Genomic DNA, 21686 nt, shown 5'->3' on the forward strand with positions numbered 1-21686 from the left:
TGTCGCCACAGCGCATCCATGGCAAGGACGGCAACGGCGCCCGTTGTAGGACGCCGCGCCGCCATTGGCTTGTCGGCCTGCGCCGACAGGCCAACGGCGGCTGCGACGACCGCGCCCGCTCGGCGCGACGCCCAAAGTTCATGCCTGACCCACGCGTGAGGCACGCCATGACAGCCAACACCACACCCCGCCCCGCCGAAACCACGCAACGCGGCGCCGTGGAGCCCAAAGGCCCGTCGCTGCCGCACGAGCGCGATCAGCAGACCGATGCCACCCACCCCGATCCCGACCCCGGCATCGAGCGCGCGGCCAAGGACCTGAAACAGGGCCAGGTCGACACCGACCTGCGCGCGACGCCAGGGCTGGACGCCAAACGGCGCGGCGACCTCGTCAGCGGCGGTGAACGTGGCGCGGGCGACCGCAAGCCGCGCGCTGGCCGCTGAGCTGGGGCGAACGGCGCCCGAGGCGGGGCAAACTGCCGTGCAGGAGGCCCCACGGCGGCTAACCTCGCGCCATGCCCATCCTGCCGCCACGTTGGCGCCTGCCCTATCTCGCGCTGCTGACCGTCATCGGCCTGCTGCTCAGCGCGTCCGCGCTGGAGGCCTACCGGCTCTCGGGTGGCCGGCGGCCCTGGGAGCCCTTCCTGTGGGAGTTCAGCTCCGTCGTGGTCATCGGCGCGCTGGCGCTGGGCGTGCACGCCCTTGTCGGCAGCTTGCGTGGCCGGCCCTGGCCGCAGCAGCTGGCCGCGCATGCGCTGGCGCTGCCGGTCTTCAGCGGCCTGCACATCGCCGGCATGTTCGGCCTGCGCCTGCTCGTCTACGGCCTTGTCGGTGTCGACTACCGGCCCGATGGCCTGGCGACGCTGCTGGTCTTTGAGGGCGGCAAGGACGCAGTCAGCTACATCAGCTTCTGCCTGATCTCACGCGGCGTCTGGATGGCCCGCGCCGCCAGTGCGCGCGAGCAGGAGCTGGACCGCGCCCGCCGCGAGCTGGCCGAAGTGCGCCTGGCGCGGCTGGCCGACCAGGTGCAGCCGCACTTCCTGTTCAACACGCTAAACCTCATCAGCTCGGTCATGTACGAGGACGTGCCGCGCGCCGACCGTCTGCTGTGCCAGCTCGCCGACCTGCTGCGTCAGACGCTTGCTGCCCAGCAGCGTGTGGAGCACACGGTGCGCGAGGAGCTGGCGCTGGTGCAGCCCTTCCTGGCACTGATGCAGGCGCGCTTCGGGCCCGAGCGGCTGGTCGTGCAGATCGAGGCCGACGACGCCGCGCTGGATTGCCGGCTGCCGGCGCTGCTGCTGCTGGCGCCGGTGGAGAACGCGGTCAAGCATGACGTGGCCCGGCACCGTGGCCGCGTCACCGTCGTCGTGGCGGCCGCGCGCGAGGGCGAGAGGTTGCACCTGCGCGTGAGCAACCATGGCGACACACCCGTGCCGGAGTCGCCGCCCGACCCCGATGGCGGCCTGGGCCTGCGCAATCTGCGCGAGCGGCTGGAGGCGCGTTACGGCGGCAGGGCGCGCGTGGACTTCGGCCCCGACGGCAGCGGCATGAGCCTGCAACTGGACCTGCCATGCGCGTCCTGATCGTCGACGACGAGCCCGCCGCGCGAACGAAGCTGCGCCGCCTGCTGGCTGCCGAGCCCGACGTGGCCGAGCTGCTGGAGGCACCCGACGCACCGACGGCCTTGGCTCTCGTGCAGACGCTCGCCGCGCCGCCCGACCTGGCCCTGCTCGACATCGAGATGCCCGGCGGCAACGGCGTGCAGCTCGCTACCGCCTTGCGCGCGGCCGGTGTGCGCTGCGTCATCTTCTCCACCGCCCACGCCGAGCATGCGCTGCAGGCCTTCGAGCTGGCGGCGCTGGACTATCTGCTCAAGCCCTACACGGCCGAGCGCCTCGCCGCCGCACTGGCCCGCGTCCGCGAGCTGCTCGCGCGGCCGGCGGCGCAGGTGGGCGAGTGGTGGGTGGGCGGCGAGCGCGTCTTGCTCGCCGACGTGCAATGGATCGCCGCCGCCGACAACTACATCGAGCTGCACCTGCCGCCGCGCAGCTTGCTGGAGCGCGCCACGCTGGCCGAGGCGCTGACCCGCCCCGGCTGGGCGGCGCGTTTCCTGCGCGTGCACCGCAGCCATGCCGTCAACCCGGCCCATGTGCTGCGCATCGAGCGGCTGGGCAGCGGCGAGGCCGTGCTGAGCTTGAGCTGCGGCGAGACGCTGCGCGTGTCGCGCGGCTACCGGACGGCGCTGGACCTCATCAGCTCATAACTCGTGCTGCGCCCGCCGGCGCCCGAGCGTTGCAGCAAGCCGCGCGCCACCAGGTCGTTCAGGTCGCGCAGCGCGGTGTCGGCCGAGCACCTGGCGATGGCCGCCCACTTGCTGCTCGTCAGCTTGCCATCGAAACCGTCGAGCAGCCGGTTCAGCACCTTCACCTGCCGCTCGTTCAGCGCCACAGCAGGCTGCTGCTGCCAGAAGCGCGCCTTGTGCAGCACCACGTCCAGCGTCTGGTGTGCCTGACCCAGTGCCGCCTGCAGCGTCTGCAGGAACCATGAGAGCCAGGCGGTCGCATCGAGGCCGCTCTGCTTCTGCGTCCGCTCCAGCATGTCGTAGTAGGCCGAGCGCTCGCGCTGGATTTGCGCCGACAGGCTGTAGAAGCGTTGCGGGCTGCCGTCGGCGCGGGCCAGCAGCAGGTCGCCCACGGCACGCGCGAGCCGGCCGTTGCCGTCGTCGAAGGGGTGCAGCGTGACGAACCACAGGTGGCCCAGGCCCGCGCGCAACAGCGCCGGCTCAGACAGCGAGGGCGCGTTCACCCAGGCGAGGAAGCGCGCGATGTCGCCCGGCAAGCGCGCCGCCGGTGGCGCCTCGAAATGCACACGCTGGCGGCCGAGCGGGCCGGACACGACTTGCATCGGCCCCAGCGTGTCATCGCGCCAGCCGCCGGTCGTGATCGGCGTCAGGCCCGAATGGCCGGTCGGGAACAGCGCCGCGTGCCAGCCGAACAGGCGCTCTTCAGTGAGCGGCGCATTGGCGTTGCCCGTGGCGTCCAGCACCATGTCGACGACGCCCTCCACATGCCGATCCACCGGCGCCAGCGCGCCGATGTCCACGCCCAGCCGGCGCGCGAGCGACGAGCGCACCGAGGCGGGCTGCAGTGCCTCGCCTTCGATGGCGCTGGTCTTGATCACGTCGTCCGTCAGCGCGGCCAGGCTGGCCTCGTCGCGCGGCCCCAGGCCCACATCGGCGAGCCGGCCGAGCAGCAGGCCTTGCGCCTGGCTCACGGCCGCCAACGGCGTGGCGAGGGCGGCCAGGTCATAGCGCCAAGCCGGCCAGTCGGGCAATTGCCAGATGTATTCGCCGCTGAACATGCGGTGATTGTGCCTGGATTCACCGCATGCGCTTATTCGCCGCGCTCCATGCGGTGAATCACATGGATTTCACCGCAACGCGCCACGGCAGCTCGCCCCCATCCGCCCGCCACTCGCCCCGCCGCGCTCGCCCCCAAACGCGCCCGCCGCGAAGCTGGCAGCCATGCACTCCCACCGCCTGCCCTTCCTCGACGGCCTGCGCGTCGCCGCCTTCGCGCTGCTGATCCCGTATCACGTCGGCATGTACTACGTAACCTGGGACTGGCATGTGAAGAGCCCTGCCGCGAGCAGTGCGCTCGAACCCTTCATGCAGCTCAGCTCGCCCTGGCGGCTGAGCCTGCTGTTCCTCATCGCCGGCGCCGCGTGCCAGGGCCTGTTTGCCAAGCGCGGCCTGCTCGGCACGCTGAAAGACCGCTCGCTGCGCCTGCTGCTGCCGCTGCTCTTCGGCATGGCTGTCATCGTCACGCCGCAGGCCTATTTCGAGGTGCTGACCAAGGTGCCCGCGCAATTGCCGGGTGACGGCGGCTATCTCGACTTCTGGTGGTCTTACCTGCACGGCGGCAAGTACTGCCGGGGCGACGACTGCATGGTCGTGCCGACCTGGAACCACCTGTGGTTCCTGCCCTATCTGTGGCTCTACGCGGTGCTCGGCGCCGGGCTGGCCGCACTGCGCCTGAAGCCGCGCGCGCTGGCCTTGCCCACCTGGGCCTGGCTGCTGCTGCCCGCCGTGCCGCTGGCGCTGCTGCGCGTCTTCGTCATGCCGCACCACCCGACCACGCACAACCTCGTGCACGACCTCTACAACCACCTGCAATACGGCCTCGTCTTCGCCATCGGCTGGGCCAGCCGCACCCCACTCGCGGAAGGCCTGTGGCCGGCGGCACTGCGGCTGCGCTGGGTGGCACTGGGCCTGTCGCTGGCGAGCTGGGCGCTGCTGCTGGCCTTCAACAGCCACTACGCCAACGCGGCGCCGCCCGACGCGGTCATGGCCGCCGCCCGCACGCTGCGTGGCTCCATCACCTGGTGGGCCATCGTCGCCGCCTGCGGCTGGGCGCAGCGCGCCTTCACGCGCGAGTCACCCCTGCTGCGCCAGGCCGGCGCGGCCGTCTTCTGCCTTTACATCCTGCACCAGAGCGTCATCGTGCTGCTGACCCAGGCGCTTAAGCCTCTGGGCCTGCCCTGGGGCCTGGAGGCCGCGCTGCTGATCGTGCTGACGTTGGCGGTCTGCGCGCTGGCCTACCTGGGCGCGCGCCGCGTGCCGGGGCTGTCGTTGCTGCTGGGCATCCAGCGCCGCGCCGGCAGCGCCAGCGTGCAGATCAGTTCGCCAGCACCGGCGTGAACAGCGGCGTCGCCATGCGCACCGGCGTCACGTCCAGTCGCGCTTTCAGCACCGTGTAGTCCTCGCCGCCCAGCGCGCCGCTGAACCAGCCCACCAGGCCCGGCCCCTTGTAGAGACGGAACTCGAAGCCGAGGTCGGGTGACAGGTCGCCCGGGCGGGCTTTCACGCGGTAGGCCAGGCCGCGCACCTCGGGTGCCGGGCCGTCCAGCAGCTGGGCCATGGCCAAGACGATGCTGTTGTCGGCCAGGATGTCGAGGAAGTAGTGGTCGTGCCGGAACGGCGGCTTGTAGTCGCTGGCCGCCGGGTCGATCTTGGGCTCGCGCAGCTTGTGCGCGGCGGGCGTCGTGACGCCGGTCTTCAGGTCGTGCCGGTCGCCCCGGTCCAGGTAGCTGAGCTGGGCGCCGCGCAGGTTGAAGGCAGGCAGCTTGGCGTCCGACGTGGCTTCGCTCAGGTCCACCAGCAGCGCGCCGCGTGCGCCGACGATCTCGACCTCACTGCCCTTGACGATGGCCGCCGTGTTCTCCTCCACGCCCAGGCCCAGCGTGTAGCCCAGCGCGCGCATCGCCGGCAGCATGCGGCCGATGCGGCCCCGCTTCAGGAAATGCTGGTCGACGAACAGGCCCGCGTCGACGAAATCCAGGCCGCGGTCGAACTCCTTGCCGGCGCGCCACTGGCCCTTGAGCACCTGCATGTTGTCCGGCGCGTCGCGGAACATCATGCGGCTCATGATGGCCGCGCCCGCACTGGTGCCCGCGACGACGCCACCGCCGTCGTAGACCTGGCGGATGGCCCGCAGCATGGCCGTGGGCTCGCCGCCGGGCTGCAGCGTGTCGACGATGAACTCCTGGGCGCCGCCGGAGAAGAACACCGCCTTGGACGCCGCGACCTTGGCAATGAGCGCCGGGTCGTTGAGCTGGGCCTGCAGGTCGATGTCCTTCAGCCGTGGCGCGATCGGGATGGCCTCGGCGTTCGCGCCACGGCGGTTCAGCGCCGCCACGATGAGGCCGGCGCTGCGCTCCGGGTTGGCGGCCGCCGTTGCGAACACGGCGATGTACGCGCCGGCGCCACCGGCTTCGTCGACGACCCGCTGCCAGACGGCGTCGTTGTCGCTCTTGGTCGCGCCACCGATGACGATGGCGGTGCCGGCATGGGCGGCCGCGTGGAGAAGGAAGACCGCAGCAGCGGTCAGGCGCAACAGAAGGGCGTTCATGCCCTTGATGCTAAGCGGCAGCTTGAACGGCGACGCCTTCGCTGACGTAGATGCAATCGCCCTGCTCGAACACGCGCACCTCGCCCGGCGCGAAGGCGGCCCAGGCCTCGTCGTGCGTCAGCGGCTCGGTGGCCACCAGCGTCATGCGGTCCAGCGGGCCGTTCAGTGTGGCGAGGTCAACGCTGAGGTCGCCGTCGCGCAGCCGCACATGGGCGAAGGGCGGCTGGCGGCGCAGCCAGTGCAGCTTGGTGGAAGCGTGCGCCAGCAGGGCTCGGCCGTCGGTCAGCAGCAGGTTGAAGCGGCCGTGCTCGGCGATCTCGTGCAGCCAGGGTGTCAGCGTGGCGGCCAGCTCCGGCCAGTCGGGCAGGCGGTCGCCAAAGTGCTGCTGCAGGCGCTGCATCAGCCAGCAGAAGGCGCGCTCGCTGTCGGTCTGGCCGGCCGGCGTGAAGGCGCCGGAAAGCGGAGGGTGGAAGTCCTTCAGGTCGCCGTTGTGGGCGAACACCCAGGTGCGGCCGGCCCACTGGCGCTGGAAGGGGTGGCAGTTCTCGACCGCGCGCGCGCCCTGCGTGGCCTTGCGGATGTGGGCAATGATGTTGCCCGCCGGCACCGGGTGGTGGCCGTAGTGGGAAGCCAGGTCGGACTCGGCGGCCGGCCGGTCCTCGACGAACACCTCGCAGCGCTCGCCCGTGTGGAAGGCCACGCCCCAGCCGTCGACATGGTCTGCCGTGCGTCCGCCGCGGGCCGCAAAGCCGCGCAACGAGAAGTTGGCGGCGGCGGGCAGGCGGCTGTTGAGGGCGAAAAGCTCACACATCGGCGGTCGTGGGCAGTGGCTTGTGGAGGGAGAACGCCGCCAGTCTGACGGGGGATGACAGAAACGCCAACGAAGCTTCCGTTATGAGCTCATGCCGTCGTGTCGTTGTGCACACAACGGCCGTGGCGGCGGCGCAATCCCTAGTTGTCATTGCGTTCTGCTCAGATGACGGGGACCTGTAATTCGTTCACAAACACACCTCGCAACATTTACGCCAAACGCTAAACGTGCTCTCCTACGCTTTGAGGAAGGTCTGCAGCGGGCAGGCCGAGGAGAGCTGCCATGTGGATGAATGAGTTTGTTCAGCCGGGCCATGTCCCCGGTCGTCCCCGCGAGGAGCGCCGCCAGGCCGCCTCGCTGTCCAGCCAGTGGATGGGCCTGGTGCTGGAGGAGCTTGATCACGGCGTCGTGCTGCTCAATGGCGCCGGGCGACTGCTGCACGTCAACCTGGCGGCGCGGGCGTCGCTGGACGACAACCACCCGCTCGAAATCGTCGGCCCGCATCTGCGTGCGCGGCTGTTGACCGACGCCGTGCCGCTGGCCGAAGCGCTGGAAGGCGCCGAGGCGAGCGGCCGGCGCTGCCTGTTGCGCCTGGGCGACGAGCGCGCCGAATGCGGCCGCGCCAACGTCGTCGTGGTGCCGCTGAACCGCGACGTCAGCCAGGCCGCCGTGCTGCTCATCCTGGAGCGGCGCACGCTGTGTGGCGAGTTGGCCGCGCAGTGGTTTGCGCTGCGCTACCAGCTCACGCCGGCCGAGACCGAGGTGCTCAAGGCGCTGTCCAACGGCGTCAAGCCGACCGACGTGGCGGCCCGCCAGGGCGTGGCCATCTCGACGGTGCGCAGCCAGATCCAGAGCATCCGCGCCAAGAGCGGCGCCGACAGCATTGGCGAGTTGATGCGCCAGCTCGCGCTGCTGCCGCCGCTGGTGTCGTCGCTGCGGCCACCCAAGGCGATGAATTGACGGTTGCCGCCGCCTTGGTGGCTCATTTCATTCGTTGAACTACCATGCCGGCGCGCGGCCGGGCCATATGCCCGGCGCGCCGCCCGGATGGCTGACGATCTTATCGACAACGAACTTCTGGCCTTGCCCAGCTCGCTGCGTCTGCTCGCCTCGCGCGGCATTGCGCGCAGCTACCGCAAGGGCGTCGTGCTGATCGAGGAGGGCTCGGTCGGCGACAACCTCTACCTCATCCTGGCCGGCTCGCTGCGTGCGTTCAGCAGCGACGTGCGCGGCCGCGAGATCACCTACGGCGTCTACGGCCCCGGCGAATACGTCGGCGAGATGAGCCTGGACGGCGGGCCGCGCTCGGCCAGCGTCATTACCGAGCAGGGCAGCCGCCTCGTCATGGTCACGCGCGCCAGCCTGCTGACCCACATCAGCGAGCACCCCGAGTTCGCCTTCGAGCTGCTGACCAAGGTCATCCGCCGCGCGCGCTCGGCCACGCTGTCGACCAAGCAGTTGGCGCTCAACGACGTCTATGGCCGGCTGCGCAACCTCGTCGACGAGTTCACCGTCGACGGCCGCCACCTGGAGCTGACCCACCAGGGCATGGCCCAGCGCCTGGGCTGCTCGCGCGAGATGGTGTCCAAGCTGGTCAAGGATCTGGAGCTGGGCGGCTATCTCAGGCGCGTCGCCGCCGGTGAATACCAGCGCTTGAAAACGCTGCCGGCACGCTGGTGAGGTTGACGCCCGGTCAGCCCCGCTTGAGCGGCGGCGCGACCGGGAAGCGCTGGTCCGGTCTGGGCGCGCGGGCGTAGAGCCCGGCCACCTTGGGCAGGTTGGCCTGGATGTCGCGGATGCGCGTGCCGCTGGCCGGGTGGGTGGACAACCATTGCGGCGGCGCGCCCTTGTTGGCCGCCATCATCTTTTCCCACAGCCGCACGGCGGCGCTGGGGTCGTAGCCGGCGCGGGCTGACAGTTCTATGCCGACGAGATCGGCCTCGGTCTCGTCCTCGCGGCTGAACCTCAGGCTCAGCAACTGGGCGCCCATGCCAGCGGCGTAGCGGCCAAGGTTGCCCAGGCCGAGCAGGGCGGAGCCGAGCTCGACGACGACGTTGGTCGCGGTGGACTTGCCGACCCGCTCGCGGGCATGCTCGCGCAGCGCATGCGCCACCTCATGTCCCATGATGGCGGCGACTTCGTCGTCCTCCAGCTTGAGCTTTTCGAGGATGCCGTAATAGAAGGCGATCTTGCCGCCCGGTATGCAGAAGGCGTTCAGCTGTTCATCGCCGATCAGGTTGACCTCCCACTTCCACTGCCGCGCACGGTCGTTCCATTCGTAGCTGAACGGGATGATGCGCTGGGCGATGTAGCGCAGCCGCTGGGCCTGGGGATGCTCCATCGGCGCGAGGGCGCGCTTCTGAGCGGCCTGCTGCATCATCTGCGCGTACTGCTGGCCGCCGGCTTGCTCCAGCTCTGCGGCGGATACGAACCCGGTGAATTTGCTCTTGGCGCCCACGTCAACGCCTTCGCGTGCCCAGGCCGGCATGAATGCCGAAGCACCGGTGGCTGCGAGCAGGCCGGTGAAGAGGCGCCGGCCGCGCTGGCGGGGCGGCGCGCAGCGGCCGGTGGCGCAGTCGGCGCACTGGCCGAACATGCGGGGCAGGGGGTGGGTGAACTGCAGGTCGTCGCGGACCTGGAAGTCGTCGGCTTGCATGACGGCATTGTGCGATGACGCCGCCTCGGCCTTCGTAGGACTGGCGACAATCAGGCCATGGACAGCCAGCAATTCCGCGCCGCCCTGGGGCTCTTCGCCACCGGCGTGACCATCGTCACCGTGCGCTCGCCGGACGGCAACCTCGTGGGCCTGACCGCCAATTCCTTCAACTCGGTGTCGCTGGACCCGCCGCTGGTGCTGTGGAGCCTGGCCCGGCGTGCCGGCTCGCTGCCGGTGTTCACCCACGGCTCGCACTACGCCATCAACATCCTCGCGGCCGACCAGAAGGAGCTGGCCCAGCGCTTTGCCACGCGCGACATCGACCGCTTCGCCGGCGTGGCGTGGCGCGAGGGCGCGGGCGGGGCGCCTGTGCTGGACGGGGCTGTCGCCGTCTTCGAGTGCGCCAACCGCAGCCGTTATGAAGAGGGCGACCACGTCATCTTCGTCGGCGAGGTGGAGCGCTGCACGTCGCGGCCCGGCGCGCAGCCGCTGATCTTCCATGGCGGTCGGTACTTCACCGAGCTTCCGATCTGACGGGTTGTCGATTCCACTGCGCGTGGATCGTCGTCACTGCAGAGGGTCGTCCTCTCACCGTTCCAGGAAGCACACATGACCAACACCATCACCCTGCACCGCGTGCTGCGCTGCCCGCCCGACCGCGTCTACCGCGTCTTCACGACGCCGGCCGCGATGGCCAAGTGGCTGCCGCCGCATGGTTTCACCGGCACCGTGCACGCGATGGACCCGGTGGTGGGCGGCGAATGGCGCATGTCCTTCACCAATCTCACCACCGGCCACGGCCATTCCTTCGGCGGTCGCTACCTGGAGCTGGTGCCCGGCCAGAAGCTGCGCTACACAGCCACCTTCGACGATCCCAACCTGCCCGGCGAAATGCAGACCACGGTGACGCTGGAGCCCGTGTTCTGCGGCACCGAGATGCGCGTCGAGCAGACGGGCATCCCGGACATGATTCCGGTCCAGGCCTGCTACATGGGCTGGCAGGAGTCGCTGACGTTGCTGGCCCAACTGGCCGAGCCGGAGATCAACCAGTAGGTCAGCTCAGGCGGCCGGCCGGCATGGCCGATGGCGCCTGGCTGAGCGTGCGCCAACGCCGGGCCAGCAGCACCGCGCTCAGCAGCAGGCTGGCGATCGCCAGCGGCAAGATCAGCGAGTTCATGAAGGCGCACAGCCCCCACAGCACCGCGTTCAACACGAAGAAGCCGAGCACCGGCCGCGAGACCGTCCAGGGAGTGGGGGCGCGCATGGTGGCCGGCGCACGCGTCAGATTCAGGACGCCCAGCGGCAGGGCCGCGATGGACATGCTCAGCACCGACGAATTCCCGGTCAGCAGCGCCAGGCCGCCCAGCAGCAGCGTCGTCAGCCCCCAGGCGAGCAGGAAATGGCGCAGCTGGACGAAGGCCACCGCGCGGTTCAGCTGGCGGCCCAGGGGCATGCCGGGCAGCAGGACCAGCAGCGCCTGCTCACGCCGGGTGTGCCAGAGCATGTTGCGCAGTGCGAAGCCCGGATTGAAGCCGGCGATTCCCAGCCCGAAGGCGATGCCGACCGTGGCGCTGCTGAAGAAGGGGCCCGACGCGACGCCCAGCAGCCCGAAGGCCAGTGCGGAGCCCAGGCCTACGCACAGCAGCGTCAGGCCCACACTCACCCCGTGGCGCAGCCAGTGCTGGATGCCGTGCAGCACGAGTTCGGCACGGGCCATGACACTGGCTATGCTGGCCTGTCCCGGCTGCGCCCGGGCGAGCAGTCGCGAGAGCCATTTGGAGACGAGCGTGTCGACCGGCCAGGCGAACCACTCGCCGAAGCGGCCCAGAGCGCCGATTCCGGCGCGGTTGCCGGTCATGCCACTGCGCGCCAGCTTGAGCATGCGCTGCCGCTTCTCGTAGGCGGCCCGATGGCGGGCATCCCCGGCGCCGTAGACCCGCACCAGCAACGCGCCCAGCACGACGAGGCTCAGTGCCAGCCAGCCCCAGGGTTGGAGCTGCCAGAGGTCGACCAGGGCATGCCACTGCGGCGCCAGGCGCTTGTGCAGGTGCAGCGGTATGACGAAAGACGGGGCCATGTACAGCGCGATCGCCCACAGCCAGTGGCGCTGCCCCCAGGCGGCGACGACCCCGACCGCGGCGGCTGCCAGCAGCAGGGGCGGCAGCGGCGCGAGCCCCGCCAGCGCCCACCACGCCAGCCCACCCTGCGCGCAGCTGATCAGCAGCCATGTGATCAGCGTGGCCTGCCGCAGCCGCCGCAGGTGGCCGGGAACGAGGCGGGTGATGGTGGGGTGGTTCTGCTGCAGCAGGTTCACGAGCAGCAGCACCCACAACCCGAACAACGCCATGACGAGCACCGTGCAGGCGATGGCGATGCGCAGCTGCATGACCGGCATGAACCACAGTGCGACGCCCAGGCCGGCCAGCACCACGCCATAGAACGCGACCCGCGCCCAGCGGCTGCTGTCCGCGTTGGACTGGCGCCAGAACGCCAGCAGGATCTGGTTGAAGCTTGCGGTCATGGTCAGGTCAGTTCGGCGAACAGGTCGTCCAGGTTGACGCGGTCGGCGGCGACGTCGGCCGGCAGCGCGGTGTTGGCCGGCAGTCGCGCCAGCACGCGCTCGCGGCCGGCCTCCAGCGGCGTGCGCTTGAGCGGTTGTGCGCCCAGGCGGCCCATCAGGCCGGCCATCTCGGAGACGCTGCCCGTGAAGGCGCGCACCTGGTCCAGCAGCTCGTCCAGCGGTGCCTGCAGCGCGATGCGGCCCTGGCTCAGAAAGGCGAGGTTGAATGCCACGCGCTCCAGGTCGGACAGGATGTGCGTGGAGAACACGACGGTGGTGCCGCGGTCCAGCACCTGGTCCACCAGCTCACGCAGGAAGTCGCGGCGGCCGACGGGATCCAGGCTGGCGACGGGCTCGTCAAGCACCAGCAGGTCGGGCTCGTGGGCCAGCGCACGGATGATGGACAGGCGCTGTTGCTGGCCGCCCGAGAGCTTGCGGATGGGCCGGTCGCGCGGGATCTCCCAGCGCGACAGCAGCCCCTCCACGCGCGCCTCGTCCCAGCGCGGGTAGAAGCTCTTGAAATAGGCCAGCAACTGCGTTGCCGTGAAGCCCTCGAACAAGTCGTTCTGCTGCGGCACGTAGCCGATGCGTGCACGCACCGTGTCGTCCAGCTGCGTGGCGTCCTGGCCGAAGACCTTGACGCTGCCGGCCTGCGGGTCGCGCAGGCCCAACAGCGTTTCCAGCAGTGTCGTCTTGCCGGCGCCGTTGCGGCCCAGCAGGCCGACGACCTGGCCGGGCAGCAGCTGCCAGTCGAGGTTGCGCAGCACGGCGCTGCCCTCGGCGTATGAGAGGTTCACGCCGGCCAGTTCGGCGCTGGTGGTGTCGCTGTGAGGGAAGTGCTGACTCGTCATGGGGCTTGCTCGTCGAGGATGGTTTTGAACAACTGCAGGGCTTGTGTCTTGGACAACTCCAACTGGCTGGCTTCTGCGGCGGCTTTCTCCAGCGTCGGCCGCAGCAGCTCGACGCGGTCCGCCGTGGGCTGGGCGCGCTGGTGCTGGGCGGCGACGACCATGGACAGACCACGTCGGCGCTCCAGCACGCCGTCGCTCTCCAGCAGCGAATAGGCCTTGGAGACCGTCATCGGATGCACGGCCAACGCCTGGGCCAGCTCGCGCACCGACGGGATCTCGTCGCCCGCCTTCAGCTGTCCGGCCGCCACGCGCCGCCGCACCTGCTCGATGAGCTGGCGGTAGATGGGCTCGGGCGAGCCGGTGTTGATGTGAACGAAGTGGGTGGGATCCATGGGTTACTGCCAACGTGTACTAGTACGATAGTACACATAGACAGTACAGGTCAAGCCCCGAGTCGCACAATGGCTGCTTCGTTGTTGAAACCACTGCCATGCGCCGCCTGCTGATCGCCTCCGCCCTGCTCATGTCCCTTGCTGCCCAGGCTCAGGTCAAGGTCGACGACCCCTGGGTGCGCGCCACCGTCGCGCCGCAGAAGGCCACCGGCGCCTTCATGCAGCTGACGTCGGCCAAAGCGGCCAAGGTGGTGGCGGCCAGCTCGCCGGTGGCGGCGATGGTCGAGATCCACGAGATGAAGATGGACGACGGCGTCATGAAGATGCGCGCCGTGGACGCGCTGCCGCTGCCGGCCGGCCACGCCGTGGCGCTGAAGCCGGGCAGCTATCACGTCATGCTGATGGGGCTGAAAGGCCCGATCAAGGCCGGCGAGACGGTGCCGCTGACGCTGACCGTCGAAGGCGATGACGGCAAGCGCTCGGCGGTCGAGGTCAAGGCTCAGGCGCGCTGATGTACCGAGTCGAGGCCGACAACCCGGACGCTTACGTCGCCGCGTTGGACGGCTGGCGGCAGGCACAGGTGGCGGCGCTGCGCGCGGTGGTGCGGGAGGGGGCGCCGGGTATGGAGGAGAGGCTGAAGTGGGGCCATCTCGTCTACTTCAGCCAAGGGCCGGTGCTGCTGATCCGGGCGGAGCTTGACTGCGTGCTCTTCGGCTTCTGGCGTGGCAAGCGGCTGCTGGACATGGAGCCCCGCATGCGCGGCGGCGGCAAGTTCGAGCTGCGCACGCTGTATCTGGATGGGGGCACGCCATTCGAGCGTGCCACTGCGTTGGCGCTGGTGCGGGCCGCCGTTGCGCTCAATGCGCAACTGGGCGACCCCACGAAGCGCTAGTTCATCGGCGGCGGCGGGCGATGCCCACGCCGGCCAGTGCGGCCAGCACCAGCGCGATGGACGCCGGCTCGGGAATCACGGCACCGGGCGAGAAGGCGGTGATGACGCGCACGTAGTCGCCCGGCGAGGAGGCGAAGGTGTCGAACGAGATCTGGCGCACGCCGCTGATCGCCACCGTGTCGCCGGCCTCCAGGCCGCGCAGGCCGGGGTTCTGGTAGGTCACGCCCGTGTTGGCCAGGATGTCGCTCAGCAGCAGCAGGCCGGTGCTGGTGATGATGCCCAGCACGTCGGAGTCGAAGTCCACCGTGCCGATGATGTGGGCGGTCGGATTGGTGTTGGCCGGGTCGAAGAAGATGTAGTGGCTGGCCACCTTCGTGCCGATGGCGATGGTGGCGCCGATGTCCAGGTCCAGCGCCGCCGAGGTGAGCTCGATGTTCTGGCTTTCGTCGAAGCCGAACAGGTTGGGCGAGTTGTAGGTGTCGGCGCCGACCGTGTTGAACGGCGTGGAGGTCGTCAGCGGCACAGACAGCTTCACGAAGACGCCGCCAGTGTTGCCGCCAGTGACAGCGCCGCTGACGATGGTGGCCGACGCCGTGAAGGCCGCGAAGGCTATGCACAGGCCCGCGGCCAGGGACGTGAAGGTGGAAATACGGGGCATCGTGGCTCTCCTGCTGGCCGCCAATGCGGCCTGGGGGGTGGAAAGCCCGCGCGAACAGCCGCGGGGGTGCGGCTATCGCACGCATAAGGCGTGCCGCGACTGGCCGCTCGCGTCAAGTCCTTGATTGCGTGGCCCTTTTGGCGCGTGCGCCGTGCTGGTGCGGTAACAGATGTAAAGCGCGCCGACGCTTCGGGAGCGTCAGCCGTGCTTGGCGATGGCCGCGATCTCGGCCGCAAGCCGTGGCCACAGCGCCTCGGGCAAGTCGTGACCCCAGCCGGGGATGACCTCCAGCCGCGCCCCGGGAATGCGCCGTGCCAGGTCATGTGCGGCGGCGACGGGGATCAGCGCGTCGCCCTCGCCGTGGATGACCAGCGTGGGGGCCGTGATGCGCTGCAGGCGCTCGGCACGGTGGCGGTCCGCCGCGATGGCGACGACCTGGCGGGCGGCGGCCTCGGGGCGCAGGGAGCGCCGCACGCCGCCAGCGATGCGCTCGCGCAGCTGGGCCGGCTCGCTCGGGTAGCCGGGGCTGCCGATGACGCCGTAGAGGCGCACGAAATGGTCGAGGATGTTGTCCAGCGTCTGCGCCGGCGTGGCGCCGCGCTTGGGGCGCGACATCAGCACGCGCCGCACCTTGAGGCTCTCGCGCGGCAGGCTGCGGGCGCCGCTGCTGGTCATCATCAGCGTCAGGCTCTTCAGCCGGTCGGCATGGGCGAATCCCAGGTGCTGGGCAATCATGCCGCCCATAGAGGCGCCGCAGACGTGGGCCTTGGCGATTCCCAGAGCGTCCAGCACGCCGACGGCGTCGCGCGCCAGGTCGGCGAGTTGGTAAGGCGCCTTCACCGGCAGGTGCAGCGTGTGCAGCAGCGCCGCCAGCGGCACGCTGGGCACGCCCAGCTTGTCGAAAGGCTGGCTCAGGCCGATGTCGCGGTTGTCGAAACGGATGACCCGAAAACCGTGGCCTACAAGCTCATCGACCAGGCCCTCGGGCCAGGCGATGAGCTGCATGCCCAGGCCCATGATCATCAGCAGCGGCTCGCCGCTTTCCGGGCCGCGGACGTCGACCTCGATCTGGACGCCGTTGGCGGAGACCTGCATCAGCGCCCGCCGGGCCGGCCCAAGGGCGCTGGCGCCCCCTCGGGGGGCAGAGAGAGAAGCGAACGTGGGGGCACGACGATCAGCCCAGGTCGACCTGGCGCTCGATGACGCGCGACACCAGGCCGTAGGCGATGGCCTCGTCGGTGTTCATCCAGAAGTCGCGCTCGATGTCGACGGCGACGCGCTCCAGCGGCTGGCCGGTCTCGCGGGCGATGACGGCAGCGATGCGTGCGCGCGTGCGCAGGATCTCTTTGGCCTGGATGGCGATGTCGCTGGCCTGGCCGCCGGCGCCGCCTGCCGGCTGGTGGATCATGAAGCGCGTGTTGGGCAGCGCGAAGCGGCGCTCCTTGGGCACGGCCAGGTAGATGTGCGTGCCGGCGCTGGCGACCCAGCCGGTGCCGACGACGTTCACCGGCGCGCGCACGAAGCGGATCATGTCGTGGATGGCGTCGCCGCTCTCCACATGGCCGCCCGGCGACGAGATCAGCAGCGTGATTGGCGCGTCGGACTCCTGCGCGAGGGCCAGCAGGCGGCGGCAGGTGGCCAGTGCCATCTTGTCGTCGATCTCGCCAAAGACCATGACGAAGCGGCCCTTGAACAGCAGCTGCTCTTCCTGCTTCTCGGGGGCGTCTTTCTTGGCGGCCTTGTCTTCGGCGGCGAGGGTGTGGTGTTGCATGGGGGAGGTCCGGGTTAAGGGCGATACCTTACCGCGAGATGCGCGGCGGCGTGGATCTGGGTTCAAGGATCAGGCGTCGCCAAGCCGGCGCCACCAGGCGACGCTGGCGAGGACGAACAGCGCGGCGAAGCAACTGGTGCTCCAGACGACGCTGCGCACGAGGAGGTGCGAGGTGTAGGCGGGCAGCGTGGCGGGTGTCAGCGCGTAGGCCGATGCGGCGCCGACGACGGTGGCCATTGCCAGGCAGGCCAGCAGCAGGCGCCTGCGTTGCGCGTCGTGTGGGGCGGGTGCAGCCCGTGGCCGGGCACGCATCGTTCGCCGATACGTGAGGGCCAGTGCCGCCACGCCCACGGCGGTGCTCAGGTGCTGCAGCAGGTGGGTGACCTGGAACTGCCGGTCCATGGCGTCCAGCAGCGGCTCTTCCAGCTCGGGCAGCAGCTCGGCGCCCCAGCGGCCCTGGTGCGTGAACGAGTCCCACAGCACGTGGGTGGCGGCGCCGAGCAGGATGGACAGCACAGCCACCGCCGCGGCCCGCCACACCGGGTGCGGCGGCGGGCGCAGCTGTTCGCGCACGATGGCGCGGTGCGGTTCGGGCAGCAGCACCGTCAGCGGCCCGGCAAAGCGCAGCAGCAATGCCAGCATCAGCAGGCATACCGGCAGGCAGGCGGTGACGATGCCCTCGGGCGTGTGGCAGAACGCCCGCCACTTGCCGTGCATGCCGACGTAGTAGCTCATGTCGGGCGCCATGGCCCCGAGGATCAGGGCGGGGAATGAGAGCCAGCGAGGGCAGAGAGACCGCAGCGGCAGGATGGCGGCGGGGTGGGCAAAGGTCCAGGGCACGGGTCTGATGTGCGTCGCCAAGCGAGCGGATGAAGGGACGGTTGGACGATAACGCCTCGGCCCGTGGCGCCCGCCTCCGCGGGCAGCCGGCCCGTCACTCCGCCGAACTGGTCGGCGTCTTGTAGAACCACCGCCTCGCCCCCTTCGGCTCGAACGGCTGCCAATCGCCATCCGGCTGCGCCAGCCGGTCGGCCAGCGCGTACAGCGCGATCGGGTTCACGCCCAGGCCGATGTGGCTGGCCTGGACCTCGATGTTCTCGGCCAGCGGCGACGGCTCGTTGACGCTGCAGCGCCAGGCGACGACGCCGTCGCTCTTCGAGTAGATGGACGTCGTCGGCACCGGCGGGGCCTGGCGGATCTGGGCCATCAGCTCGTGGTCGTCGGCCACGGTCTGGCCGCTGACCATCTCGAAGAAACGCCAGGCGTTCGTGGCGCGTGGGTGGCCTGTGAAGGGCGTGCCGAGCGTGATGACGCAGCGGGTCAGCTCGGGGCATTCCTTGGCCAGCTCGCGGGCGTAGATGCCGCCCAGGCTCCAGCCGATCAGGCTGACCTTGCGGTGGTGCCGCCGGTGCAGCGCCTGCAGGTCGGCCTTGGCCTGCTCCAGCACGCCGGTGCGCGGGCCGAAGTTGAAGCCCTGGCCCCAGGGCTGGGTGGCATAGCCCAGCGAGTCCAGCATGGCCCGCAGCGGTGCGGTGGTCAGGTCGTTGGCGCCCAGGCCGGGGAAGACGAGGACCGGATGGCCGTCGCCGTGCGGCAGCTTCTTCATCCACGGCAGCGTAGCCAGCAGCGCGGCGTATTCCCACGGCGCGCGGCCTTCGAGCATCAGCAGCCAGGCGTTGGGGGCGTGCAGGTCGTGCCAGTCGCTGGCGGTGGTGGCGGGCGCGGGGGGGCGGCGTGAGGTGGGACGCGAGGTGCGCGGCGAGCGGGAGGCGGGCATGCGGGAGTCGATGTCTGGCGAGGCCCTGGCATTGTTAGCCAGCCGGCGGCGTGGTCCGGGGCGTGCTTGCCCGGAGCCGAGGTGTCGCGTCGGCGACGTCAGCGGGACGGGTCATCGCCGGAGCCTTGCCGCAGGCGGTTCACCGCGCGCTCCAGCTTCTCGTTGCCCTGAGCCCAGAAGCGGGTGGTGCCGACGACATAGCGGTGCGGGTCGGCCGCGTTCTGCCGACTCTTCCAGGCCGCCCGGATCAGCGGGCCATACAGCGCGATGACCACTGGCAACCCCAGCAGCATGCGCGTCCAGCCCATGGTGAAGAGCTGAACGACGAACACCCAGGCGATGACCACGGCGACGAGCCAGCCGGGTGGTTGCACGGCATGCCGGTCGCGCAGCGGCGCGTCGCAGTGCGGGCATTGCAGCCGCATCGTCGTGGGCCGCCACCAGGGCACTTTGGGTGGCCAGGGGACTTGTGCCAGCGCTGCGAAGTTCGCGTGGCACTGCGGGCAGATGTGGCGGCCAGGTGGGGCGGGTGGTTCGGCCAGCTCGGCCTCGCAGCGTGAGCAGACGGCGTCGGGCGAGCGCAGCGTCTGGCCGCAGCCTTGGCACTGCGTCACGTCGTTCATCGACGCAACCCTCCTTTGTCATTCGACGGCCAGGCGGGGCACTTGGCGCCCTGCATTCTTGAGTCCTCAAAGGACTGACGAAAGCCGTAGGCTGTGTGGAAGAGAAGGCCGAAGAGCATCGGCATCACCACCAGGCCCAGCACGGCTTGCAACCTGGCGCGCCATCCCGTCACGGCGATGGTGTCCTGAAACACCACGGTATCCAGTGGCGGCGCGTAGCCACCGCGCCAGATGCGGACGGCCTTCGCAAACTCGAAGGCGAGCACTGGGGTGAGCACGACGGGAAATCCGGGGAAGACGGCAAGCATCAGCCAACGTGCGGTCACCGCCGCGCCGACGCGGTCGCACACGAGGCTGAGACCGCTGCGCATGTAGGTAGATGCAAACATCAGGGCGATCGCCAGCAGAGCGGCCAACGCAAGTCGCCACCACCCTCGCCGTGGCTGGGCCTTGATGATGACGGCGCCGGCGCTGGCCGGGTAGCGGGCGAGGCGCTTCTCAAGCTCGCGCCGCTGCCGGGATTTCGGATCGCCGTCGTCGTTCGTGAGGCGCCAGACCATGGCGGCCCCGCCAACCGCCAGCGCGCTCCAGAAGAGCAGGTCCGACAGCGACTCGTCCACGCGCCTAGGCGGCCTTCGCCGTGCGCCGCTTTGCCGGCACGGTCTTCTTCGCGGCAACCTTCTTGGCCGGCGCTTTCTTCGCCGCCGGCCTCTTCACCACCGGCGCTGGCTCGGGCTCGACGACCTCCGTCACCGGCAAGGCCTGCAACTCCATGAACGCCGCATCCACATACGCCGCCAGCTCGCCCATCTCGGGCAGCGCTTCGCCGCAGGCCATCAGGCCGATGTCCAGGGACTGGTTGTAGGTCTGCACGGTCACGTTCAGCGCCAGGCCGTGCACGGCGATGGAGGTGGGGTAGTTGGTCAACATCTGCGCGCCGGCCAGATACAGCGGCAGCTGCGGCCCGGGCACGTTGGAGATGACGACGTTGGCCACCACCGGCAGCTTCTCGGCCACCTTGGCGCGGCCGTAGAGCATGGCGCCGGCCTGCATCAGCCAGGGGATACCCAAGGACGGGAAGTCGGTGGGCATCAGGCTCTTGAGCTGGGCCATCTGCGCCTTCATGGCCTTGCTGGCGGCGATGACGTGGGCCAGGCGCTCGGCCGGGTTGGCCAGGTGGGTGCCCAGGCTCATGAAGGTCATGGTGGCCTGGTTGTTGGCCGTGGTGTCGCCGGCCGCGCGGGTGGACACGGGCACGGCGGCGACCAGGCTCTTGCGCGGCAGCGGGCCGTGCTTGGCGAAGTAGCGCCGCAGCGCGCCGCCGATGACGAAGAGCACCGCGTCGTTCAGGCTGGCGTGGTGGCGCTTGCGCGTGCGGTTGAGCTCGGCCAGCGGCAGCGTGACGCCGGCGAAGGAGCGCGTGTCCGACAGGCTCACGTTGAAGCGTGTGCGCGGCGCCGGGCCGAGGCTGGACACGGCTGTCTTGCCGCGCACGATTGAACTCGTCTGCGCGGCCACGCTGGCCAGCAGCGTGCGCAGCTTGTCCACCGAGCCGCCGGCCGCCGCGCCGCCGACATAGCCCACGGCCATGTTGCCGAGGATGTTGGCCGCGCTGGGCAGCGAGCGGGCGAGCTTGACGGTCTGCTGCCACTGCTGGGAGACGGCGGCGCGCAGCATGCCGACGGTGCCGAGCTGGCCACGCTTCTTGCCGCGCGCGGCGGTCGACTCGATGGGGCGTGGCTCGGGGCTGAGGTCGAGGATGACCTGGGCCAGCGCCACGGCGGCCTGGCCGTCCACGGCGGCGTGGTGCAGCTGCGTGTAGAGGGCCACGCGCACCTGGCCCTCGGGGCCCGGCTCCAGGCCGGTGAAGACGCGGAACTTCCAAAGCGGCCGGCTGCGGTCCAGCAGCACGGGGTGCAGCGCGCCGACCTGCGCCTCCAGCTCGCCCATGCCGCTGCCTTCGGGCAGGGGCACTTCGACGATGTGCTCTTCGAGGTCGGGGTCGGCGTCCACCCAGCCGGGGTTGGACAGGCCCAGCGGCATGGCGATGAGCTTGCGGCGCAGCGCTGGCAACAGCGGCATGCGTGCCCGCATGTGCTCGCGCAGGTCTTCGATGTAGTCGCCGTCGTAGCCGGTCGGCAGCTCCAGCAGGTGCAGTGCGCCGACATGCATCGGCATCTGCGGCGTTTCCAGGTACAGGAAGCTGGCGTCGAGGCCGGCGAGCTGTTTCATCGGCTGTCTCCTGAGTTATCAACCCAGCATAGCGATGATTCCTGCGGAGGCCCGTCAGGGCCGACCCCTCCAGTGACTGCCGTGGAACCGGCTTTGCCGGGCCACTGGCAGTGCCCCCTTGAGGGGGCGGCCGTCAGGCCGTAGGGGGTGGGCTCATTCCTCCGGCACGAAGATCCACAGCAGGATGTACAGCAGGATGCCGCTGCCGAAGGCCAGGAAGAGCACGACGAAGATCAGGCGCCAGACCCAGGAGTCCAGCCCGGTCGTGCGGGCGATGCCGCCGCAGACGCCGCCGATCCAGCGGTCCAGCCGCGCGCGACGCAGGCCGTTGACGGCGCCGAGGTTGGGGCCGGCCGTGCTGCCGTAGCTAGGGGGCGCTGCCTGACCCAGCGAGCGTTCAAGCACGCGGGCCTTGGCCTTGGCGAATTCATCGTCGCTGAGCACGCCGCGGGCGTGCAGGTCGGCCAGCTTGTTGAGTTCTTCAGCGTCGTTCATTTGGGGCTCCTTGGCGGTTGATGGGCTGAAGCCTAACGGCAGGGCACGTGCCCGCGAGCT

General features: G+C 70.1%; 26 protein-coding genes. 10 read left to right on the plus strand and 16 right to left on the minus strand.

Going from position 1 to position 21686, the window contains the following annotated elements:
* Positions 1 to 167: 167 nt before the first annotated feature.
* The 3 genes from ACXRVZ_RS13660 (at position 168) to ACXRVZ_RS13670 (ending at position 2262) form a co-directional block, all read left to right on the plus strand.
* Positions 168 to 443, plus strand: coding sequence for a hypothetical protein (locus ACXRVZ_RS13660; RefSeq protein ID WP_457420071.1), 276 nt, complete (start codon positions 168 to 170; stop codon positions 441 to 443).
* Between the two features lie 71 nt (positions 444 to 514).
* The gene (locus tag ACXRVZ_RS13665; RefSeq protein WP_457420073.1) at positions 515 to 1582 is read left to right on the plus strand and encodes a sensor histidine kinase; all 1068 of its coding nucleotides are present in this window, start codon (positions 515 to 517) and stop codon (positions 1580 to 1582) included.
* Positions 1570 to 2262: a LytR/AlgR family response regulator transcription factor gene (locus ACXRVZ_RS13670; protein WP_457420075.1), complete on the plus strand. Its 693-nt coding sequence runs from the start codon at positions 1570 to 1572 to the stop codon at positions 2260 to 2262. Before ACXRVZ_RS13665 ends, ACXRVZ_RS13670 begins: the two co-directional genes overlap by 13 nt.
* Here the strand turns inward: ACXRVZ_RS13670 and ACXRVZ_RS13675 are convergent.
* Complete coding sequence (locus ACXRVZ_RS13675; RefSeq protein ID WP_457420077.1) at positions 2229 to 3359, minus strand: Fic family protein; 1131 nt, start codon at positions 3357 to 3359, stop codon at positions 2229 to 2231. The two genes, ACXRVZ_RS13670 and ACXRVZ_RS13675, sit on opposite strands and share 34 nt — an antisense overlap.
* Before the next feature lie 163 nt (positions 3360 to 3522).
* On the opposite strand from ACXRVZ_RS13675, the gene ACXRVZ_RS13680 reads away from it, so the two are divergent.
* Entirely contained in the window at positions 3523 to 4698 is a 1176-nt protein-coding gene (locus ACXRVZ_RS13680; RefSeq protein WP_457420079.1) for an acyltransferase family protein, read from the plus strand.
* On the opposite strand, the gene ACXRVZ_RS13685 is transcribed toward ACXRVZ_RS13680, so the two are convergent.
* Positions 4676 to 5908 carry a cyanophycinase gene (locus tag ACXRVZ_RS13685; protein ID WP_457420081.1) on the minus strand — a complete coding sequence of 411 codons (1233 nt, stop codon included), beginning with the start codon at positions 5906 to 5908 and terminating at the stop codon, positions 4676 to 4678. The two genes, ACXRVZ_RS13680 and ACXRVZ_RS13685, sit on opposite strands and share 23 nt — an antisense overlap.
* Positions 5909 to 5918: 10 nt before the next feature.
* Positions 5919 to 6719, minus strand: a complete 801-nt coding sequence (locus ACXRVZ_RS13690; protein ID WP_457420083.1) for a class II glutamine amidotransferase — start codon at positions 6717 to 6719, stop codon at positions 5919 to 5921.
* 282 nt (positions 6720 to 7001) lie between these two features.
* Here ACXRVZ_RS13690 and ACXRVZ_RS13695 point away from each other — a divergent pair, with 282 nt between their 5' ends.
* Both ACXRVZ_RS13695 and ACXRVZ_RS13700 read left to right on the plus strand, forming a co-directional pair.
* The gene (locus tag ACXRVZ_RS13695) at positions 7002 to 7679 is read left to right on the plus strand and encodes a helix-turn-helix transcriptional regulator (protein ID WP_458232478.1); all 678 of its coding nucleotides are present in this window, start codon (positions 7002 to 7004) and stop codon (positions 7677 to 7679) included.
* Between the two features lie 87 nt (positions 7680 to 7766).
* A complete protein-coding gene (locus tag ACXRVZ_RS13700; protein WP_457420087.1) occupies positions 7767 to 8399 on the plus strand; it encodes a Crp/Fnr family transcriptional regulator in 633 nt (210 codons plus the stop codon).
* A 13-nt stretch (positions 8400 to 8412) separates the two neighbouring features.
* On the opposite strand, the gene ACXRVZ_RS13705 is transcribed toward ACXRVZ_RS13700, so the two are convergent.
* The gene (locus ACXRVZ_RS13705) at positions 8413 to 9375 is read right to left on the minus strand and encodes a M48 family metallopeptidase (protein ID WP_457420089.1); all 963 of its coding nucleotides are present in this window, start codon (positions 9373 to 9375) and stop codon (positions 8413 to 8415) included.
* Between the two features lie 57 nt (positions 9376 to 9432).
* Between ACXRVZ_RS13705 and ACXRVZ_RS13710 the strand changes: the two genes are divergently transcribed.
* Both ACXRVZ_RS13710 and ACXRVZ_RS13715 read left to right on the plus strand, forming a co-directional pair.
* Positions 9433 to 9909 (plus strand): flavin reductase family protein, encoded by a 477-nt coding sequence (locus tag ACXRVZ_RS13710; RefSeq protein ID WP_457420091.1) that lies wholly within the window; start codon positions 9433 to 9435, stop codon positions 9907 to 9909.
* A gap of 75 nt (positions 9910 to 9984) precedes the next feature.
* A complete protein-coding gene (locus ACXRVZ_RS13715) occupies positions 9985 to 10428 on the plus strand; it encodes an SRPBCC family protein (protein WP_457420093.1) in 444 nt (147 codons plus the stop codon).
* A 1-nt stretch (position 10429) separates the two neighbouring features.
* On the opposite strand, the gene ACXRVZ_RS13720 is transcribed toward ACXRVZ_RS13715, so the two are convergent.
* The 3 genes from ACXRVZ_RS13720 to ACXRVZ_RS13730 are packed head-to-tail and all read right to left on the minus strand — an operon-like array spanning position 10430 to position 13178.
* Positions 10430 to 11896, minus strand: coding sequence for a hypothetical protein (locus tag ACXRVZ_RS13720; protein ID WP_457420095.1), 1467 nt, complete (start codon positions 11894 to 11896; stop codon positions 10430 to 10432).
* Positions 11897 to 11898: 2 nt separating this feature from the next.
* Entirely contained in the window at positions 11899 to 12786 is an 888-nt protein-coding gene (locus tag ACXRVZ_RS13725) for an ABC transporter ATP-binding protein (protein ID WP_457420097.1), read from the minus strand.
* Positions 12783 to 13178, minus strand: a complete 396-nt coding sequence (locus ACXRVZ_RS13730; RefSeq protein ID WP_457420099.1) for a GntR family transcriptional regulator — start codon at positions 13176 to 13178, stop codon at positions 12783 to 12785. The genes ACXRVZ_RS13725 and ACXRVZ_RS13730 overlap by 4 nt, the downstream gene beginning before the upstream one ends.
* Positions 13179 to 13276: 98 nt before the next feature.
* On the opposite strand from ACXRVZ_RS13730, the gene ACXRVZ_RS13735 reads away from it, so the two are divergent.
* Both ACXRVZ_RS13735 and ACXRVZ_RS13740 read left to right on the plus strand, forming a co-directional pair.
* Positions 13277 to 13690 carry a copper chaperone PCu(A)C gene (locus ACXRVZ_RS13735; protein WP_457420101.1) on the plus strand — a complete coding sequence of 138 codons (414 nt, stop codon included), beginning with the start codon at positions 13277 to 13279 and terminating at the stop codon, positions 13688 to 13690.
* Complete coding sequence (locus ACXRVZ_RS13740) at positions 13690 to 14070, plus strand: DUF1801 domain-containing protein (protein WP_457420103.1); 381 nt, start codon at positions 13690 to 13692, stop codon at positions 14068 to 14070. The genes ACXRVZ_RS13735 and ACXRVZ_RS13740 overlap by 1 nt, the downstream gene beginning before the upstream one ends.
* A gap of 1 nt (position 14071) precedes the next feature.
* Here the strand turns inward: ACXRVZ_RS13740 and ACXRVZ_RS13745 are convergent, their stop codons facing one another.
* The 9 genes from ACXRVZ_RS13745 to ACXRVZ_RS13785 form a co-directional block, all read right to left on the minus strand.
* Positions 14072 to 14728 (minus strand): PEP-CTERM sorting domain-containing protein, encoded by a 657-nt coding sequence (locus ACXRVZ_RS13745; protein ID WP_457420105.1) that lies wholly within the window; start codon positions 14726 to 14728, stop codon positions 14072 to 14074.
* Between the two features lie 198 nt (positions 14729 to 14926).
* Complete coding sequence (locus ACXRVZ_RS13750) at positions 14927 to 15823, minus strand: alpha/beta fold hydrolase (RefSeq protein WP_457420107.1); 897 nt, start codon at positions 15821 to 15823, stop codon at positions 14927 to 14929.
* 79 nt (positions 15824 to 15902) lie between these two features.
* Positions 15903 to 16499 carry an ATP-dependent Clp protease proteolytic subunit gene (locus ACXRVZ_RS13755; RefSeq protein ID WP_457420109.1) on the minus strand — a complete coding sequence of 199 codons (597 nt, stop codon included), beginning with the start codon at positions 16497 to 16499 and terminating at the stop codon, positions 15903 to 15905.
* Between the two features lie 69 nt (positions 16500 to 16568).
* A complete protein-coding gene (locus ACXRVZ_RS13760; RefSeq protein ID WP_458232479.1) occupies positions 16569 to 17360 on the minus strand; it encodes a DUF4184 family protein in 792 nt (263 codons plus the stop codon).
* 73 nt (positions 17361 to 17433) lie between these two features.
* Positions 17434 to 18276 (minus strand): esterase/lipase family protein, encoded by an 843-nt coding sequence (locus ACXRVZ_RS13765; protein ID WP_457420113.1) that lies wholly within the window; start codon positions 18274 to 18276, stop codon positions 17434 to 17436.
* Between the two features lie 98 nt (positions 18277 to 18374).
* The gene (locus ACXRVZ_RS13770; protein ID WP_457420115.1) at positions 18375 to 18899 is read right to left on the minus strand and encodes a hypothetical protein; all 525 of its coding nucleotides are present in this window, start codon (positions 18897 to 18899) and stop codon (positions 18375 to 18377) included.
* Entirely contained in the window at positions 18896 to 19519 is a 624-nt protein-coding gene (locus tag ACXRVZ_RS13775) for a hypothetical protein (RefSeq protein ID WP_457420117.1), read from the minus strand. The genes ACXRVZ_RS13770 and ACXRVZ_RS13775 overlap by 4 nt, the downstream gene beginning before the upstream one ends.
* A gap of 4 nt (positions 19520 to 19523) precedes the next feature.
* Positions 19524 to 21131, minus strand: a complete 1608-nt coding sequence (locus tag ACXRVZ_RS13780) for a wax ester/triacylglycerol synthase family O-acyltransferase (RefSeq protein WP_457420119.1) — start codon at positions 21129 to 21131, stop codon at positions 19524 to 19526.
* Positions 21132 to 21284: 153 nt separating this feature from the next.
* A complete protein-coding gene (locus ACXRVZ_RS13785) occupies positions 21285 to 21626 on the minus strand; it encodes a PspC domain-containing protein (protein ID WP_457420121.1) in 342 nt (113 codons plus the stop codon).
* Between the last annotated feature and the right edge of the window lie 60 nt (positions 21627 to 21686).

This window comes from Roseateles sp. P5_E8 (assembly GCF_054177665.1).